General features: G+C 67.8%; 17 protein-coding genes and 1 pseudogene. 2 read left to right on the top strand and 16 right to left on the bottom strand.

Annotated features, from left to right (window positions below):
- Positions 1–390 precede the first annotated feature (390 nt).
- Positions 391–1,434: a phosphotransferase gene (locus ABZ340_RS15190; RefSeq protein ID WP_358782230.1), complete on the top strand. Its 1,044-nt coding sequence runs from the start codon at positions 391–393 to the stop codon at positions 1,432–1,434.
- On the opposite strand, the gene ABZ340_RS15185 is transcribed toward ABZ340_RS15190, so the two are convergent.
- From ABZ340_RS15185 to ABZ340_RS15110, 16 genes and pseudogenes are all read right to left on the bottom strand, one after another.
- Positions 1,404–2,465: a glycosyltransferase gene (locus tag ABZ340_RS15185; RefSeq protein WP_358782229.1), complete on the bottom strand. Its 1,062-nt coding sequence runs from the start codon at positions 2,463–2,465 to the stop codon at positions 1,404–1,406. The genes ABZ340_RS15190 and ABZ340_RS15185 overlap by 31 nt on opposite strands.
- A gap of 7 nt (positions 2,466–2,472) precedes the next feature.
- Complete coding sequence (locus tag ABZ340_RS15180; protein ID WP_358782228.1) at positions 2,473–3,087, bottom strand: hypothetical protein; 615 nt, start codon at positions 3,085–3,087, stop codon at positions 2,473–2,475.
- On the bottom strand, positions 3,084–3,980 hold the full coding sequence (locus ABZ340_RS15175) for a PIG-L family deacetylase (protein ID WP_358782227.1): 897 nt from the start codon (positions 3,978–3,980) through the stop codon (positions 3,084–3,086). The genes ABZ340_RS15180 and ABZ340_RS15175 overlap by 4 nt, the downstream gene beginning before the upstream one ends.
- Positions 3,977–4,708: a glycosyltransferase gene (locus ABZ340_RS15170; protein WP_358782226.1), complete on the bottom strand. Its 732-nt coding sequence runs from the start codon at positions 4,706–4,708 to the stop codon at positions 3,977–3,979. The genes ABZ340_RS15175 and ABZ340_RS15170 overlap by 4 nt, the downstream gene beginning before the upstream one ends.
- On the bottom strand, positions 4,705–5,586 hold the full coding sequence (locus tag ABZ340_RS15165; RefSeq protein WP_358782225.1) for an aminoglycoside phosphotransferase family protein: 882 nt from the start codon (positions 5,584–5,586) through the stop codon (positions 4,705–4,707). The genes ABZ340_RS15170 and ABZ340_RS15165 overlap by 4 nt, the downstream gene beginning before the upstream one ends.
- Positions 5,583–6,470, bottom strand: a complete 888-nt coding sequence (locus ABZ340_RS15160) for a glycosyltransferase (protein WP_358782224.1) — start codon at positions 6,468–6,470, stop codon at positions 5,583–5,585. Before ABZ340_RS15160 ends, ABZ340_RS15165 begins: the two co-directional genes overlap by 4 nt.
- A gap of 106 nt (positions 6,471–6,576) precedes the next feature.
- A complete protein-coding gene (locus ABZ340_RS15155; protein WP_358782223.1) occupies positions 6,577–6,777 on the bottom strand; it encodes a hypothetical protein in 201 nt (66 codons plus the stop codon).
- Positions 6,777–6,983, bottom strand: a complete 207-nt coding sequence (locus ABZ340_RS15150) for a hypothetical protein (protein WP_358782222.1) — start codon at positions 6,981–6,983, stop codon at positions 6,777–6,779. Before ABZ340_RS15150 ends, ABZ340_RS15155 begins: the two co-directional genes overlap by 1 nt.
- Positions 6,980–7,423 (bottom strand): hypothetical protein, encoded by a 444-nt coding sequence (locus ABZ340_RS15145; protein ID WP_358782221.1) that lies wholly within the window; start codon positions 7,421–7,423, stop codon positions 6,980–6,982. Before ABZ340_RS15145 ends, ABZ340_RS15150 begins: the two co-directional genes overlap by 4 nt.
- A 187-nt stretch (positions 7,424–7,610) precedes the next feature.
- Complete coding sequence (locus tag ABZ340_RS15140; protein ID WP_358782277.1) at positions 7,611–7,955, bottom strand: hypothetical protein; 345 nt, start codon at positions 7,953–7,955, stop codon at positions 7,611–7,613.
- Positions 7,956–8,685: 730 nt separating this feature from the next.
- Positions 8,686–8,757 (bottom strand): annotated as a pseudogene (locus tag ABZ340_RS15135) (helix-turn-helix transcriptional regulator); the annotation flags it as partial.
- 154 nt (positions 8,758–8,911) lie between these two features.
- The gene (locus tag ABZ340_RS15130) at positions 8,912–9,580 is read right to left on the bottom strand and encodes an HAD-IA family hydrolase (RefSeq protein WP_358782220.1); all 669 of its coding nucleotides are present in this window, start codon (positions 9,578–9,580) and stop codon (positions 8,912–8,914) included.
- A 1,098-nt stretch (positions 9,581–10,678) separates the two neighbouring features.
- Positions 10,679–10,840, bottom strand: coding sequence for a hypothetical protein (locus ABZ340_RS15125; protein WP_164390694.1), 162 nt, complete (start codon positions 10,838–10,840; stop codon positions 10,679–10,681).
- A 324-nt stretch (positions 10,841–11,164) separates the two neighbouring features.
- Entirely contained in the window at positions 11,165–12,259 is a 1,095-nt protein-coding gene (locus tag ABZ340_RS15120; protein WP_164390692.1) for an XRE family transcriptional regulator, read from the bottom strand.
- Between the two features lie 36 nt (positions 12,260–12,295).
- Positions 12,296–13,045, bottom strand: coding sequence for a hypothetical protein (locus ABZ340_RS15115; protein ID WP_358782219.1), 750 nt, complete (start codon positions 13,043–13,045; stop codon positions 12,296–12,298).
- A gap of 430 nt (positions 13,046–13,475) precedes the next feature.
- Positions 13,476–14,573, bottom strand: a complete 1,098-nt coding sequence (locus ABZ340_RS15110) for a DUF1152 domain-containing protein (RefSeq protein WP_358782218.1) — start codon at positions 14,571–14,573, stop codon at positions 13,476–13,478.
- Between the two features lie 99 nt (positions 14,574–14,672).
- Between ABZ340_RS15110 and ABZ340_RS15105 the strand changes: the two genes are divergently transcribed.
- A complete protein-coding gene (locus ABZ340_RS15105; RefSeq protein WP_358782217.1) occupies positions 14,673–15,413 on the top strand; it encodes a GntR family transcriptional regulator in 741 nt (246 codons plus the stop codon).
- Positions 15,414–15,468 lie beyond the last annotated feature (55 nt).

Raw genomic sequence — 15,468 nt, 5'->3', positions numbered from 1 at the left:
CCTCCCCCGGAACCCCGCCCTTGAGCGGGCACATCCTGCCCACGGAGCACGGCGATAACCAGGTCTCCTGGCGAGAGTGAAACCCGTTCGGCCGCACCTTGGCGGGTTGCGCCCAGCGGCCGAATCCTTGATCGCCCAGGTGAGAAGCGGGATCAACGATGGGGGTGCTGCGTCCGGCGCTCAACGATGTTGGCCTGATCTGTACAGGCACAGGCTTTCTGTCCGGGGTGCCGGTGCTGAAGAGGTGAGATCCGCATTCCGATCCTGGTGAAGTCGTAGTGGAGCCAGATACGGACCTTTGGGCAGGAGCAGAGAGCGGGATGCCGGAATCAGGCCGCGTTCGGGTGATCGCCATGCTGGGGCGGGGGCTGCTCGCGTATCGTCTGTGAGGTGATTGATGCGACCGTGGCTCCCCGGAGCGACATCGCCGACAGTGCGCTCGCAGAGCTGAGCGAGGTCTTCGCCCTTGGAGATGTGCAAGAGCGCTGTTATCTCGCTGGCGGGCTGATGAACGCGAACTGGAGGCTGGACACCCTGGCCGGGCAGTTCGCTTTGAAGCGGGTCACGGATGTCTCGATGGGGCGGTTGCAGCGCAATCTCGGCGTGCTGGACGCCCTCGGTGCTGAGGGCGTCCCGGTGGCTGCCCCCGTCCCCACGGTCTCGGGGTCGCTGGTGGCCCAGGTCGGCGGTGGCGCCTGGTGCCTGTTCCCGTGGGTGGCCGGCGCCCATGTTCGGGGCGTCGATCTCACCTTGTCCCAGGTGAGGGCACTGGGCGCACACCTGGGTCGTCTGCACGCGAGCCTGGGCAGGGCTTGCGGTCGGGGGCTGCTACCCGGGGTGCCAAAGACGATCACCACGGACGACACGTCGCCGGAGCGGGCGGTGGAGAAGGCCGAGCGGCTGTCCGCGGCCGTACGCGACAAAGGGACAGACAGCGACTTTGATCAAGCAGCCGCTACCGCCTTGGATCACCGGCGGGCCCTCGTCCTCAAGTACGCCGATCACCGTCCGCGATCTGTGACGCCTGAGGGTGACCACGGGTGGACTCATGGTGACCTTCAGCACAGGAATCTGCTGTGGGAAAGCGGGGAACTCGCCGCCATCCTGGACTGGGACCGGATCGCGGTGCGCCCGTACGCGGAGGAGGTCGTGCGGACGGCTCAGGTGCAGTTCGGGGTGGGCGGGGTGTTCGACCTTGGGCGGGTGTCGGCGTTCGTCGAGGGATATCGATCCGTGGTGCCGCTGGAGCCGTCTGCGCTGGTGGATGGTGCTCGGCGGCTGTGGTGGAAGCGGATGACGGACTTCTGGCAGCTGGAGTTCCACTACGACCGAGGTGACTTCTCCTTCGACGAGCTGTTCACCGCGGACGAGGCGCTGCTGCACTGGTGGACGGCCCGGCTGGATCAGGTCGAGGACGCGTTCGCGGCAGGGTAGATCCCGAGGCGTTCGAGGTCCGGCAGGCGGGGGCTGGTGAAGGCCGTCGCTCGTTGCCGAGCCTGCTCCCCCAGGGTGTGGTGGTCGGCGGCGCGGATGGCGTCCGCCCACTCTTCCGCGCCGGCCTCGGCGGAGAGCACGATGCCTGCGTTGCCTATGGCTTCGGGGATGCCGCCGCGGGCGCTGCCGATGCTTGGGGTCCCGTGCAGCGCTGCTTCGATGATCACGCGGGGGAAGGCGTCCTCCACCGTGGACGGCACCAGCAGGAGGCGATGGCTGCGGTAGAGGGGACTCATGTCGTAGACGCGCGGCACGTAGGTCACATTGGGGTAGCCGGCGAACTGCTCGGCGGTGTTCCACCAGCCTTCCACGAGCGTGAAGCGCTGCTCGGGCAGGCGTCGGATGAGCTGGTGCAGGAGGTCGGCGCCTTTCGCTGGGATCGGGTTGACCATGAGCACGGCCCCGGTCCGCTCACGCCAGTGCTGCCCAGGCCCCGGCGGTGTGAAGGGCGGGTACAGGACGGACAGCCGGGTGCCCTCGGTCCGGGGCGCACGTCTGAGAACGAACTCGGAGACGGCCAGTCCATGATGTGGCCGGCCGTCCAGGACGCCCAGCCCCGTCCTGGACACCGAGTGCAGGATGCCTGCGACGAGGGCAGTGGGCCGGGCCTGGGCGGCGATGTCGGCCGCACCTTCCTGTGAGGTGAACACCACGTCCGGCCGCACCCGGGACAGCATGCTCCGCAGAGCTGACGTGATCCGCTGCTGCGGTACCGCGATGCAGTTCACTCCGTTCCACCTGTAGTGCAGCTCCTCCTGGGACTCCTCGTACGTGGTGGCGTGCTCGTCGAGGAAGGTCCGCACAGCGGTGATCTGCGGGGTCTGGTCCCAGGGTGCTTGGTGGGAGCCGAGGTAGACGGTGCGCCATCCGGCTGCCGCGAGTTCCTCGGCGAGGAGTTGCTGGGTGACCTCGGCTCCGCCGATAAGGAGCGGTGGTGGGGTGCGTCGCCATGCGAAGAGGGCTGTCGGCATGGGCCGGTCACCTGGTCCAGTACGTGACGAGGGCTTCCACCGCGTGCGCGACCGCGTCCGGGCTGGTGTCGGCGGGGATGACGGTCACTTCACGCGAGACCGGTGGCTGCGCGGCGGAGACGAAGTAGTCCCGTGTGTGGCCGAGGAACGCCGGCTCGTGGAGGAAGTATCCGGACTCCGCCGCCGTGTGCCCGGCGGCCTTGCGGCGCAGGGCCAGTTCTTCGGTCGGCACGTCCAGGTAGAGGGTGTGGTGGGGGCGCAGGAACGGCAGCTCCTGGAGGCGGTCGCGCAGGCGGTGGTGGACGTCGTAGCCGAACAGGGCGTCCAGTGCGTGGGCGTGGGCCAGGAGGGTGTCCACCGAACGGTCGAGGAGGACGACGGGCTTGGAGCCGGTGAGTGCCCGGCGCACGCGACTGCCTTCGACGCCCATGAAGGTCTCGAACGCGGCGAGCTGGTCGGCTGCGGACGCGGTTCGAGCGGGCGGGATGTCGGTGCGACGGGCGATGTGCTGGACGTAGCAGTCCGACACGAAGGCCCGCTCCTCGATGCCGCGCGTGCGCAGGTGGCGAATCACGGTGGACTTCCCGGCGTACGAGGGCCCTTCGAGCGCGATGATCTTCACAGCGACTCCGTCCGGTAGAAGCGTTCGGCGAAGGTTCCCGTGCCGCTCAGGAGGTCGGCCGCCGCGGTCCAGGCGTGCCGGATCGGCCGGTACATCTTCCGAGCGGGGTGCATCTGCGAGCCGTGCATGTGCAGCACCGTGACCTTGTCGAGCACGACGTCGGAGATGTCGACCAGCTCGGGTACGAGGGTGTGGCCGGTGCGCGCTCGGAAGAGGTGCTGGTCGCAGCCGGCCAGGGCGTAGGTCGGCCAGAAGGCGAGGTCTTCCCAGAACCAGCGGCATCCGATGCGTACTGCCGCCGCGTGTACGAGGAGGTGGTCGGGGTGGCGGGTGACGGCGGCCGGGGCGAGGAGTTCGGCGTCGGGGTGGGCTTCGGCGATCTCGCGGAGCTCGTCCGTGATCTGGTCCAGACGGTCCTGGTCGAAGGGGCGGTACGGAGGTTCGGCGTCTCTGTGGCCGAGGAGGACCTGGTCGGCCGCCAAAGGTGCCAGGGCGGCGGCGCCTTCCCGGTTGCGCAGGTCGGATACGGCGGACTCGGTGCCGTAAGCGTCTTCCAGGGTCGGATGGACGCTGGTGGAGCGGGTGAACACCGTGGTCACGGTGAGCGGCCGGGGGTGGGCGAGGAAGGTGCCGGAGGCGGACAGGGCGAAGTCGTCGTGGTGCGGTTCGATGGCCAGCACGGGGCGGCCGGCCGGGCGGCGCATCTCGATGAGGTAGCGCTGCCCGCTGTGCGGGGCCTTGAGCTCGATGACCCGGTGGTCGTGGGCGCGGTGGCGTTCGGCCAGGCGCTCGGTCCACCGTTGGTGGGCGTGCATGAGGTTGTCGGGGAAGGTGTAGATCCCTTCCGCGTCCGGCACGGGCGGCGGCACGGTCATGGTGGACTCCGGAGTCATCGGACGGTGCTCTGGTACCAGTGGCGCCACATGCGGGGGGAGCCGAGCCGCAACCGTGCGGTGACGGGGTTCTGCCACCACAGCATCCGGAGGCTGGACCACTGGTCGTAGCGGCGGGTGGAGGGGCGTACGCGCAGCTCGTCGAGGATCGCGACCGGTGCGTTCATGCGGCGGCCGTAGGTCGTCAGGCGGTGGAAGAACTCGACGTCCTCGCTCATGAACAGGTCGTCGCGGTACCCGCCGACCGCGTGGAATGCGGGGGCCGTGGCGAACTGGGCGACACCTTGCGCGCCGCCTTGCGCTTCCCGGTAGTGGTCCCAGTAGGCACAGAGCAGCCGCGCGCCGAGCCGTTTGGGTGTGTAGAGCGGCGGGATGGCACCGCCGACGGCGCCGTTGTCCATCGCGGTGACCGCGGCGCTGATCGCCTCCATGGGCAGGGCGACGTCGGCGTCCGTGAAGAACAGCCTGCGGCCTTCGGCGGCAGCCGCGCCGGCGTTGCGGACCCGCCCGATGTTGCGGACGGACTCGCTGATCACTCGGACGCCGAAGGAGGCGGCCATGTCGGCGGTGGCGTCGGTGGAGGCGTTGTCCACCACGATCACCTCCCCTCGGTCGTCGCTCGTCTCCTGCCACCGTTCGAGGGAGGCGAGGACGGTGGGGAGGTATCGGGGCAGATAGGCGGCTTCGTTGTGGGCTGGAATGACCACCGTCAGTCCAGGGCTGGTCATCGGGGTGTCCCTTCCCTTCGGGTTGTACGGAAGAGGTGCGGTGTCTGACGGCTCAGGTCGGCCAGGCGGTCCGACCACAAGCGGCGGCTGGTGCCTGACGTGGCGTGGACCCAGCAGCGCGCTGTGTGGAGGACCAACCACGCCGAAAGCCGGGATTCGTCCAGGGGCGCCGTGTAGGCGTCGAGCAGGGTGCCGCGGTCCCACGGAGTGTGGGCCGCGGTCATGACGAGGGCATGGGCGACGTCCGCCTCCCGCCGGCCCGGCGCGGCATCGGTGAAGTCGACCAGGTAGCACGTGCCGCGCGGGCCGGAGACGACCACGTTGTCGAAGTGGATGTCGCCGTGGCACCACACGCTGGGTGCTCTGTCCGGCGCGCTGGTGATGACGGCCAGGGCAGGGCCGATCCGGTGCAGCAGATCGGGTGGGCACCGGCGGGCCAGGGACGAGACGGAGTCGAAGAACGGGCGGCGGGGCACCGCCTGCTCGACCGGTGCTTGGTGCAGGCGAGCGAGAAGGCCGCCGAGATCCTTGAGGGCTTGAGCATGCGGGATGTCGCCGGAGCGAATGGCAGCACCCAGCGTGAGCGTGCCGAGGTCAGACGTGATGAGAGCGGTGGCCCCCTGGTCAGAGATGGTGCCGCAGGCCAGCACGTGCGGAACAGGCACAGCGACGCGGGCCGCGCGGATGGCGGCGGCCTCGGTCAGCGCGTTGCGGCGGGCGGTACGGTCGTACAGCTTCACGATCACGCCGCGGCCGTCGCGGAGGCCGACCCGGAACACGGCCGTCCGGGAGCCCGCCGACAAGCGCTCCGCGGTTTGGGCCGGCGTTCCGAGCAGGGTGCTGCATGCTCGGGAGACCATGGCCGGCGGCTTGGTCATGGAAGCCCCGCCGGCTCGGGATGGGCGGCGCCCAGCGCGCGGACGTGCCGCAGGATCCGCTTCAGGGCAGTGCGGTACTCCCGTACGTCTTCCGTGCCCGGACAGTCCGTCTGCCAGGGTTTCTCGGGACCCACGAAGTGGATCAAACGCGCGGCCGGGTCCGGCCGCAGGGGCCGGGTGACGACGCGGCGTACCCAGTCACCGCGTTCGAGGTACCGGCCCACCTCGAACCGGTTGTATGCGGCGTCGACCGCCCGCACGCGGCCGGTGTGGAGGAGCCACAGGTTCAGGGCGTCCTGGTCGTTGTGGAGGATGTGCCGGCGGTGCCTGCTCAGCGCCTGCTCGACGCCGTGGCGGATACGCGGCAGATCAGCGGTGTGAGCCCACAGGAGACCGGCGTTGTAGTAGGGCCGATCCCTCAGATGCGGCCAGCGTTCCGCGGCGCCCGGCAGGGCGGGACAGCTGCCGACCGCCGGGTTGAACTCGTCGCGTACGGCGCCGACCTCACCGGGGCGGAGAGCGTCGAGTGGGGTGGTCAGGTCGCCGCGGACCAGGACGTCGGCGTCCACGTAGATCAGGTACGGGCGGCGGACGAACGCAGGAGTGAACTCGAATCGCAGATAGGTGGTGACGGTGATGTACGAGGTGTCCGCCATCCGTGCGGAGCGGAGCGGGGCACGACGGGCCAGCGCGAACGAGCCGAAGCCGACCCGCTTGGCGAGGTCGGCCAAGAGCAGTGCCTGAGGCGCTCCGAGGTCGAAGCTGAGGAACCGCAGCGCCGCGGCCTTGCGGGTACGAGGGCTGAGACTGTCCGCCAGCGAGGCGATCGTGGTGAGGCCGGAGGTCAGGTAGTGCCGGTCGATGCAGATGCCGAATGCGTACACGGCGAGTCCGCCTTCTGGGCGTGATGGAGGGAAGTGATCTGGCGAGGAGCTGTCAGTCATCGAGGTCAGCGCACCGTGCGGGCTGAGTAGAGCCGACAACGGAGGGCTAGACCGTGTGGTCGGCAGCCTCCGGACCGGCATCCGGCTGGCTGTCAGACGACCGGTGGCTGGCGATGAGGTCCTGATCGTCGTCGGTGATCAGGGCACCGAGCGTGAATACGGCAGCGAGGTGGCCGGTGAACCACACCCCGACGCAGAAGCGCTCGACCGCATCAGTGCCACCGCGGAGTTTGTGGCGGCTGTGCATCAGGCGCTCTTCTCACGGTTCAGGCGGTCTGCACGTGTCTCGAGTACGTGCAGCGCGTCGGGGTCGTCCGTCTCCCACCGGGGCGTGGTGCCGCCCGATGCCGGGCGCAGGACCCAGGTGGTGCCCTGCTTGATGTCGGTGACGATGGTGCGATGTCCGTCGGCGTCCTCGACCAGGTCGCCAACCTCCGCCCGTGCCCGGGTCACGAGGCGGCTCCCGGCACGAGGTCGCCCCACCGCCACCAGCCCGAGGAGGCTTCGAGCAAGATGCGGCGGCGTTCGTACTGCCCCGGGGTCTGGCGGGCCGGCGGCGACGTCGCCTCGGCGAGGAAGCCGCCCCGGTCACGGATGAGGACACCAAGCGCGGCGAACTGACCGGCGTCTTCAGCCAGGTGAGAGATCCTCGCGACGACGATCCCACGGACCAGCCCCGAGGACAGCGCGCTCGTGACAGCCGCCCAAGCCGGGCGGGCATCCAGGGGCACCCCCGGATCGTCGTCGGACCAGGTGCCGGCCACGTGCCAGTGCCGGGCGTCGGCGTAGTGGCGTGCGCGGCGCTCGGCTTCGCGGACAGCGGCCGCCTCGGCCGCACAGCAGTAGACGGCAACCGGCACGTGTCCGATGCCGCCGGGTGGAAATTTCGGCATGCGGTCAGCGTGCTGTCGGCGATGCACTCGGGACAGATACGGCTCGTGGCGGCGCCACGAAGTCATGACGCGACGGACTGCCACGTCCCGTGCTGCTACACGTTCGTCCTCCCGCAGGACTGCAACGGGGCATGGCAGTCAGGCTGGTGGCGGCTGCGGGAGCTGCTATGGCGCGTGGCGGTGTCCGTCAGCGGACGGCGAGGGGCACCCCGGCCGCGTGGGCGAGCGCACGGAGCCGCGCGACGGACACGCCCGCGAGACGAGAGATGATCACTCCGGGCAGCATTTGGTGCCGTACCCACCCCGGCGCCATGCCGCAGACCTTTTCCAGGGTGTCGGCAGCCTGGTCCCACCGACGGCACTCCACGTGCGTCAACGCCACGTCGAGGCCGTAGCGGGCCCGAGTGGCCAGGGGCACCGTGTCGTCCAGCCGGATGGTGTCCATGAGCCGGAGCGCACCGCCGGTGTCGCCGAGGGCAACAGCGATGCTCATCGCCTGCGTGGCGGCGTAGCGGCCCGAAGGGTTGGGCATGCCGACCACGAGCGTGCTCTGCCCCGAGGCGGGCGCCGACGGCATGCGCCTGCGAGAGGTACTCCCGCGCGGTGTCCGGTGCGGCGCCACCCCGGGACGCGGCCACGGCTGCGTTCGTGACGAGCTGCCCGTACACCGACAGCCGGTCCGGATCGTGCTCGGACATCTTCGGCTCGATCCGGTCGGCCTGGGCCGCAGCGAGCGCGAAGCCCTGCGCGGTCCGCCCGTCCCGGAGATTCACCCACGCCGTGGTGGCGGCCAGGTGGGCATCCCGTAGATCGTCACCGGCCTGCACGGCGATCTGCCGGCCGTAGGTGAGCGCCGCATAGGCCAGGTCTCGCGCACCCCACACGTTCGCGGCCATCCCGGCAGTCTGGAAGACATCGGCCAGGACGCCGGCCGCGGCCTCCCGCTCGCAGGCTTCCGCCGCGTCGTACCGGGCGCGAGCTTCGGGAAGCAAGGCGCCGAGCAGCGCGCCGAGTTCGGTGTAGTGGCCCGCCCAGTAGGCCGCGTCAGCACGCCGAACGACATCGCGGAGCTCTTCGACAGTGCCCGGCTCAGTGTCGGCGGGGATGCCGATCGCGGCATCGTGCGTGGCAGCGGACAGCGCGCGCAGTGCCGCACGTTCGTCACGGTCCATGGAGCGACGAGGCGCCTGCTGGCCGAGGAGCACGGCGATGTCGGTCCCAAGCGCAGAGGCGATGGACAGAAGCGAAGGAAGGGAAGCGGTACCGCCCCGTTCCAGCTTCCGCACAACGCCCACAGAGACGCCGGCCGCTTCGGCCAACTGCTCCTGCGTCATGGCACCGCGCAGCGTCTTGAGCCGTTCAGCGGTGCTGTACTCGGACCACTGCATGGCAGCAACTCCTCCCCGACCGGCCAGGCACGGACCGTACCCACTGCTTTACGAGCGGCAACACCCATGGGCACCACCGGCACAGTGAGTTGGCTGGAAGTCACCGCTGGACGGAAAGCGCGGCGCTCACCCCGAGCAATGCCTCAAGCTCGGCCACCGTGGCGGCCTCATCCGTCGCCAGAACGGTAGTGATACCCAGGGCCTCGGCAGGTGGCAGGTTGCGAGGGTGGTCGTCGACGAACACGCATGCCTGCGCAGGAAGCCCGAGACGCTCCAACGTCAGCTCATAGATGGCAGGGTCGGGTTTCGCCATGCGGACCTGCTCGGAGATGACGCACACGTCGAACAGATCCCAAATCCCGGTGCGCTCATAGGGGTTGAAGGGGTCCGTGCCGAAGCTGTTCGACAGGAGAGCGAGACGGTACCCCGCGCTCTTGGCAGCGCGTGCGAGCGCGGCCATGCGCCGAGCCGGGGGCACCGCGGCCCAGGCGCGACCCATCAGGTTGTCCGGTGCGACATGCGTACCGAGAAGAGCTGCGGTGCGCCTGTTCCACTCCTCCTGGCCGATCTCACCGATCTCCAGTGCCGCGTAAAGCCGCCGGCCTTCAGGGTTGTCGTTGAGGGTGGCGCGCCATGCTTCCGGGGGAAGCCCTTCCGACTCGCACCAGGCGCGGTGCACGGCGAGCGGGTCGGCGGTCAGCACCCCGGCGAAGTCCAGGATGAGCCCTTGCTTGGCTTGGCGGTCCACGGTCTCCAGGGGTTGCGGCATGCTGCGTGCTCCCTCTCGCTCGGCCTCATGAAGACGCTACCGCGCGACGAGCGCACGGATGCTGCACAAGTCGCAGGGCTTGTACGGCGCGCGGGCCCCGCTTCGGGTGGCGTGCAGAAGGGCACACTCAGCACTGCCGGAGTCCGGCGTGGTCGCCCCGCTGCGTGGTCCTATCGGCTGGCCGTGCAGCAGGGCCCCGTGCGGCCACGACCGAAGCACGCTGACTCAGCTCTGGCGTTTTACTGGACTAGACAACAAACAAACCCCAGGCCGCTGACCTGGGGTTTCTCATGGAGCGGGTGACGAGAATCGAACTCGCGCTCTCAGCTTGGGAAGCTTGGGTCTCTTACGGCCGATTACTGGGCTGACCTGCGGCGAAGCGGCTACCGATCCTGGCTCACTGGCGGCCGGGTCACCGCTGTTCCCCGTGGTTTCCCGCCTGACCTGGCACGGTTCTGGCACGCCGGGGCGGGTGATCTCCTGTTGCTCGGCTTGGTCGCCTGGACCCTACGAGTCAACTTAGCTGTCTGTGCTTCCCGTTTCCGACCCGCTGTTGTCAGTGGGCCCTCATACAATCGGAGTTGACCGTCATGGGCCTGATGTGAAGGAGGTGAATGATGGCCAAGAAGGGAAGCGGTGGCAGCTCCGGGAGTAAGGCCCGGAGCGCCGTAACCGGCCGGTACGTGACCAAGAGCTATGCGAAAGCTCACCCGCGTACCACGGTGGTAGAGACTCCGAAGAGGCGTTCCGGCAAGAAGTGACCTCTTGAAGTCCAAACAGGGAGGGGTGTCGCTCAAGCGGCGCCCCTCCGCTTCTCCCACCATATCGCCCCGTACGCGGACGGCTAGCCGCGGGGACATCCGATCAGGACAGTCTCGAAAGCCGTTGCGGTGGCAACGTCGTCGTGGGTTCGACCCCCACCGCCTCCGCTGGCTCAACAGAGAGAACAGCCCCTGACCTTGGCACCTGGTCAGGGGCCGTTCTCACATCGGGCTATCGGCCTTGCCCGTGAATCCCTGCGGTTCACCGCACGATCGGGCACGGGTAGGGCACGGGCCAGTTTGATTAATTCGTAGCTCCAGGAGCCCCGCTAGAGGCTCATGAACGGCGCATCCGGCCGTCGTTGTTGCTCCGCAAGTGGTTAGCCCACGCGGCCTTGATCTGGTCTCCTTGGTCAGCCGTGATGACGCCGGCCTCCAACGCCACCGACACGACGTCCGATGCGACGCCAAGTTGCATGGCGTTGACGGCTTCTTTCATACGGTCCGAGCTACGGGGCGTCCCGACGTGTCCCGGCTCTAGGTCACCAGGGAGGAAGTTCGCAACCTCCCCGTCGTGCCCCTCGAACGCGGCTACGTCCATCCTTACGTGCACCCGCTTGGTGCCTATCGAGACAACGGTCCCGTGTGAGCCCTGGTGGTATATGGGCCTGTCGCTCGGCAGTGAGACTGTCACTTCGTCTCCGACCTTGAAGCTATTCAAGCTCCGTTGACTACCGAACACGTGTGTCCCCCTCGATCTCATAATTCAACAGACAGTGATAGCTACTGGATGGTTTGCGGTTGTGTCGCCCATCCCTATTCGCTACCCCCCGCTAACGAGTTTCAGCTTCGGTCGTGCCGGTGCTGATGGTTCTCCACCGCTCTGGATTCCGATAGGTGCCAACCCGAAGACGTACTCGTTTAGCTCGTCAGGATAGATATTGAGCTCCTCTGCGAGCTCCGAGAACGTCATATTTAGCGGCTTCCGGAGGGCGCCAAATACCTTCACCAATAGTTGGCTGCTCTCGCGAACCAGTGAGGAATCAGGTTCTGCACGGCGATAGCCTCGACGCGCCAGTTCCTTTACGGTTTGATTGTAGCGCCATTCAGAAAGTAGGCCCAATTTGCGCAACCTGTAGGTGAGTGCCATGGCCGACACTCCCCACTTGCGCTTCGCGCTCAGTATCCGGTCGATAGACGCATTGTGTAGCCGTTGAGCAACGACGCCTGCACGGGGCATAAGGAAGGCCGACGCGAAGTCATTCGCTTCGCCCTCCGAGTCGCGGCCGTGGGGGATGCGGTGCTCACAGTGCAACACAAGGTGGCCGAGCTCGTGGGCGACATCGAATCGCCCCCGCTCGCCTGTCTTCCGTGTGTTCAAGAATACGTACGGCGTGCCGCATTTGATGGTAGAAAAGGCGTCGATGTCGAGGCAGTCGGATGGCAGCGAGAATACGCGGACCCCATTTGATTCAATCAAATGTAGGGCGTTTGGTACCGGTGCTTCTCCGAGTCCCCACGCGGCACGGACCTGCTCTGCCGCAGCCTCGGGCGTCAAGTGCGGGTATGTTGGCACGTTAACGGATGGAAGCTTGAACAAGCCTTCCATCCACTCATTCAGAGCAACGGCTACTGTTCCCGAACTCAGGGCGCTATCACGTTCTGCGGCAGTCATTTTTGATGGGGCACGGAAGCTAACGGCGTCCAGCTGCAACTGCGCCGGCGCGGGTGCCCCAAAGAAGCTGACGGGATAATGGAGTGCGGACGCAAGAGAGGAAATCGTCTCCGGTGAGGGCACCTTACGGTGATTCTCAAACGCAGTGATGCTCTGCGCCGATACTCCAGACCGTTGAGCCAACTCTGCTAGAGTCATTCGCCGTCGTTTGCGGGCAACGACCAGTCGTTCTGGGGTGAACACTTTCCTCAGCTCCCACGTCCGCACTCTACATACCGTTTAGCCCCCCAGCAGCTCCACGACAACTTCCGGGCCGCTGCCATCGCCCGGGTCGTCCAGAAGCGCGATGTCCGCGCCCGGGTCACCCAGATCGGGCAACCGCAGCGGGATGCGCTCCTGCCACTCATCGACGAACTTCCCGTTCATCTTGATCGGCAGGGACAGCTCGGCAGAGATCACTCCCTTGTCCCACTCGTACAGCAGGCACCAGGTCGGGATCTGGTCGAGTTCGCGACCGTAGAGAACCTCGTCGTGGCTGAGCAGAGCGAACTGCCCGTTCTTCTCAACCATGCGGGCCATTGCTGCACCCTTCGGGTTCTTAGACCGAACCTTGGCGTTGAGGTCCCCCACGCCCCCCTTGGCGCTGATAGCCGTCACAGCGTGACTCATGCTGGGGTGGATCATCCGGAGGATGCTATCCCTGGAGGTGCGCTGCCAGCCTTCCGGGTCGAGACCTTCAGCGATGTACCGGTTGGTGCGGCTCCAGAACATGAAGCCACGCATGGCCGGCGCATCAAAATCAGTGCAAGTACGGACATCTGCGGCGGCCAGGTCAAGCGCGCCGTAGAAGAGATCAACCGAGAAGTCGAGCTGCGTCAGCCGCTCTTCGTACCACTCAGGATCCAGGTTCTGCACAGCCCCTCCAGACAACCGTGGTTTCAAAAACCATACCTCATCCGAGGTGCCATTTTTGAAACCTAGGTCATCATCGCATGTCAGTTCGATTCTGTCACTGCCGAAGACCTCCACCCATCAACCTCCCCAGCTCCCATCCCGTACGCCGTCGACCCACACACCGTGGAGCGGGCGTGGTTCCTGGCGTCCAGGTGGAGCGCGCCACTGTACGAACGACCTGGACGCCAGGGGCCGCGTCTGCTCGGCTCTGCCTGGGTCGACGGCGTACGGGATGGGAGCTCCTCACGCACGCCACAACGGACCCGCAGTCGGCGACGGCGCCCCCTCCATCCCGGTGCTGGCCGATCCCCCGCCGGAGGCATCGTTCTGACCGTGGGGGCCTCTCCGGTGGCACACGAAGCGTGATCTTCGGCTCGCTGTGCGCGCGGCACGGGCGCCGGCCGGGCTGGAGCGGGACGGAGGCTGGAGCGCAGGCCCGGCCGGGGGCCGGGCCGCGCGCGGGGAGCGGAGCGAGCCGCCTTGAACCCGTGAAGAAAGTTGTTACTCAGGCTTCGGCTGGGATGCGCCACAGTGGAGCGGTGTACTGCTCCGGTCGGCTGTTGATGAGCAGTTGGCGTAGGGCCTCGCGCTGAGTGCCGCTTAGGCTCAGTGCCTCTGTGAGCCGGCGGAACGTCGTATGCGTGATGCCGCGGCTTCGGGCGTCGGCCTCGAACTGGTCGAGTCGGGGCAGCACAGCTTCGGCGTCCAGTTTCACCGCCGGCTGCTCCTTGAGCCACAGCGCCTTGTTGCGCTCGTAGTCGATCTCCGAGAAGCCGCACACTTCGCGGCTGAGGGCCTCGACTTCGTCCAGGGTGGCCGTCGTCATGATCGCGCGGGCCAGCTGGTTGCGGCTCAGGGCTTCGTCCAGGTCGACTTCATGGATCGTCGGGCCCTCGTCGGTGAGGGGGATGGGGAGTCCCGCGTCCCGGACCTCGCAGGTGCCGCGTACTCCGCGCGCCATCGCCGCGAGCATTCCGGTGGCCTCGGAGGGGTGCCACTCCAGGACCGAGCCGACCGGTTCCACGTCCCTGGCCGTGAGGGTGTGGGCGAGTGGGCCGAGTACGCCGCGCAGGTCGTCGGCCGGCAGTTCACCGTCCAGGCCCGGTCCCGCGATCAGCAGCCGGATGGGTGCGTTCACCTGGCCGCACGCTGCCAGGGTGAGGGCGTCCGCGAGCGGGCTTCTCAGTGTCGGCTCGTCGCCTCGTGCCAGCAGGTCGCCACCCACGTCCAGGAGGTCGATCGACTCGGGCTCCAAGTGGCTGATCAGCTCTTCGAGTTGGCGTGTGACGCCTTCGACGCCGTGTCCCGGGTCGATCAGCGCGAACGTGTGCGGGAGTTCCGCCGCGAGCCGGGGGAGGGTGGAGCCTGCCGGGGCGATGGGGCGTGCCTGCGCCGGCACTTTCCAGACGGCCGGGGTGAGCGGTTCGAGGCCGGTGAAGTTCTCGGGTCCTCGGGGGCCCGGTACCGGGTCGATCAGCAAGCGGTCCCACGCGTACGTGAGGATCACCGCCCGGCCGTTGTCGTCGCCGTACAGGGCGGCGTCAAGCATTGCGGCGGCGACTGCGTCGCCACCCCCTCCCGCTGCGACGATCAACCGCGTCATGGGGCCAAGCGTACGGGGTCGGGACTTGACCACTCACCCTATAGTGGCTAACGGCCATAGCCACTTGCCGCCCGCGCGGCACCAGACGAGGAGGGCGGCATGCCCAAGATCGAGGAGGCCCAGCCGAAGTATCTCCAGATCGCGCACTACATCCGCGATCAGATCCTTCGAGGGGACCTCAAGCCGGGGGACGAAGTCCCCTCGGAGCGGCAGTTGGCGGCGGACTGGGGAGTGTCCCGGCCGACGGCGGCCCGGTCGCTGGAGGCGCTGAGCCACCAGGGGCTCGTCGAGAAGCGGCAAGGGTCGGGCACGTACGTCCGGAGCCTGGAAGTGAACCGGCGTGCGCGCGAGTTGTACGGCCGCGCCCGGCAGACCGGCAAGATCTACACACCCGGCGAGTACGCGGTCATCACCTCGGCCGGCTGGCTGGAGGCTCCGGACTACGTGGTTGAGGCGCTGGGCCTGGTGAAGGACCGCCGGGCCGTTCACCGGCGGCGGGTCACCAACAACCAGGACGGGCCCATCACCCTGTCCACCTCGTGGTTCGCGCCGGACGTCGGGCAGTGGGCGCCGAAGCTGATGGAACCCGAGCGGATCCAGGAAGGGACCCTGCTGTACGTCGAGAAGATGACGGGGCGTCAGGGGAGCTACGCCGAGGACCGGATGTGCGCCCGGACGGCGACGGACGAGGAGGCGGCCGCCCTCCAGCTCGCCCCCGGCTCGGCCGTCTTGATCGTGCACCACGTCGTCTACGACCTCCAGGACCGGCCGCTGGAGTTCGCCGAGGCCACCTATCCGCCGCACCGCTGGGCGTTCGAGCAGGGCTATCCACTCACCTGACGGCCGGGCGGTTGTGGCGAACCGCTTGCATCTCCAAGTGGCCAATGCCACTATC

It is taken from the genome of Streptomyces sp. NPDC006134, from assembly GCF_040628835.1.
Classification (GTDB): Bacteria; Actinomycetota; Actinomycetes; order Streptomycetales; family Streptomycetaceae; genus Streptomyces.
This window is presented reverse-complemented; position numbering and strand designations above follow the sequence as displayed.

Coding starts and splice junctions, on each gene's coding strand:
- ABZ340_RS15185 (WP_358782229.1), bottom strand. CDS start 2,465: ATGCCGACAGCCCTCTTCGCATGGCGACGCACCCCACCACCGCTCCTT.
- ABZ340_RS15175 (WP_358782227.1), bottom strand. CDS start 3,980: ATGACTCCGGAGTCCACCATGACCGTGCCGCCGCCCGTGCCGGACGCG.
- ABZ340_RS15170 (WP_358782226.1), bottom strand. CDS start 4,708: ATGACCAGCCCTGGACTGACGGTGGTCATTCCAGCCCACAACGAAGCC.
- ABZ340_RS15165 (WP_358782225.1), bottom strand. CDS start 5,586: ATGACCAAGCCGCCGGCCATGGTCTCCCGAGCATGCAGCACCCTGCTC.
- ABZ340_RS15155 (WP_358782223.1), bottom strand. CDS start 6,777: ATGCACAGCCGCCACAAACTCCGCGGTGGCACTGATGCGGTCGAGCGC.
- ABZ340_RS15145 (WP_358782221.1), bottom strand. CDS start 7,423: ATGCCGAAATTTCCACCCGGCGGCATCGGACACGTGCCGGTTGCCGTC.
- ABZ340_RS15140 (WP_358782277.1), bottom strand. CDS start 7,955: ATGCCCAACCCTTCGGGCCGCTACGCCGCCACGCAGGCGATGAGCATC.
- ABZ340_RS15130 (WP_358782220.1), bottom strand. CDS start 9,580: ATGCCGCAACCCCTGGAGACCGTGGACCGCCAAGCCAAGCAAGGGCTC.
- ABZ340_RS15125 (WP_164390694.1), bottom strand. CDS start 10,840: ATGAAAGAAGCCGTCAACGCCATGCAACTTGGCGTCGCATCGGACGTC.
- ABZ340_RS15110 (WP_358782218.1), bottom strand. CDS start 14,573: ATGACGCGGTTGATCGTCGCAGCGGGAGGGGGTGGCGACGCAGTCGCC.
- ABZ340_RS15105 (WP_358782217.1), top strand. CDS start 14,673: ATGCCCAAGATCGAGGAGGCCCAGCCGAAGTATCTCCAGATCGCGCAC.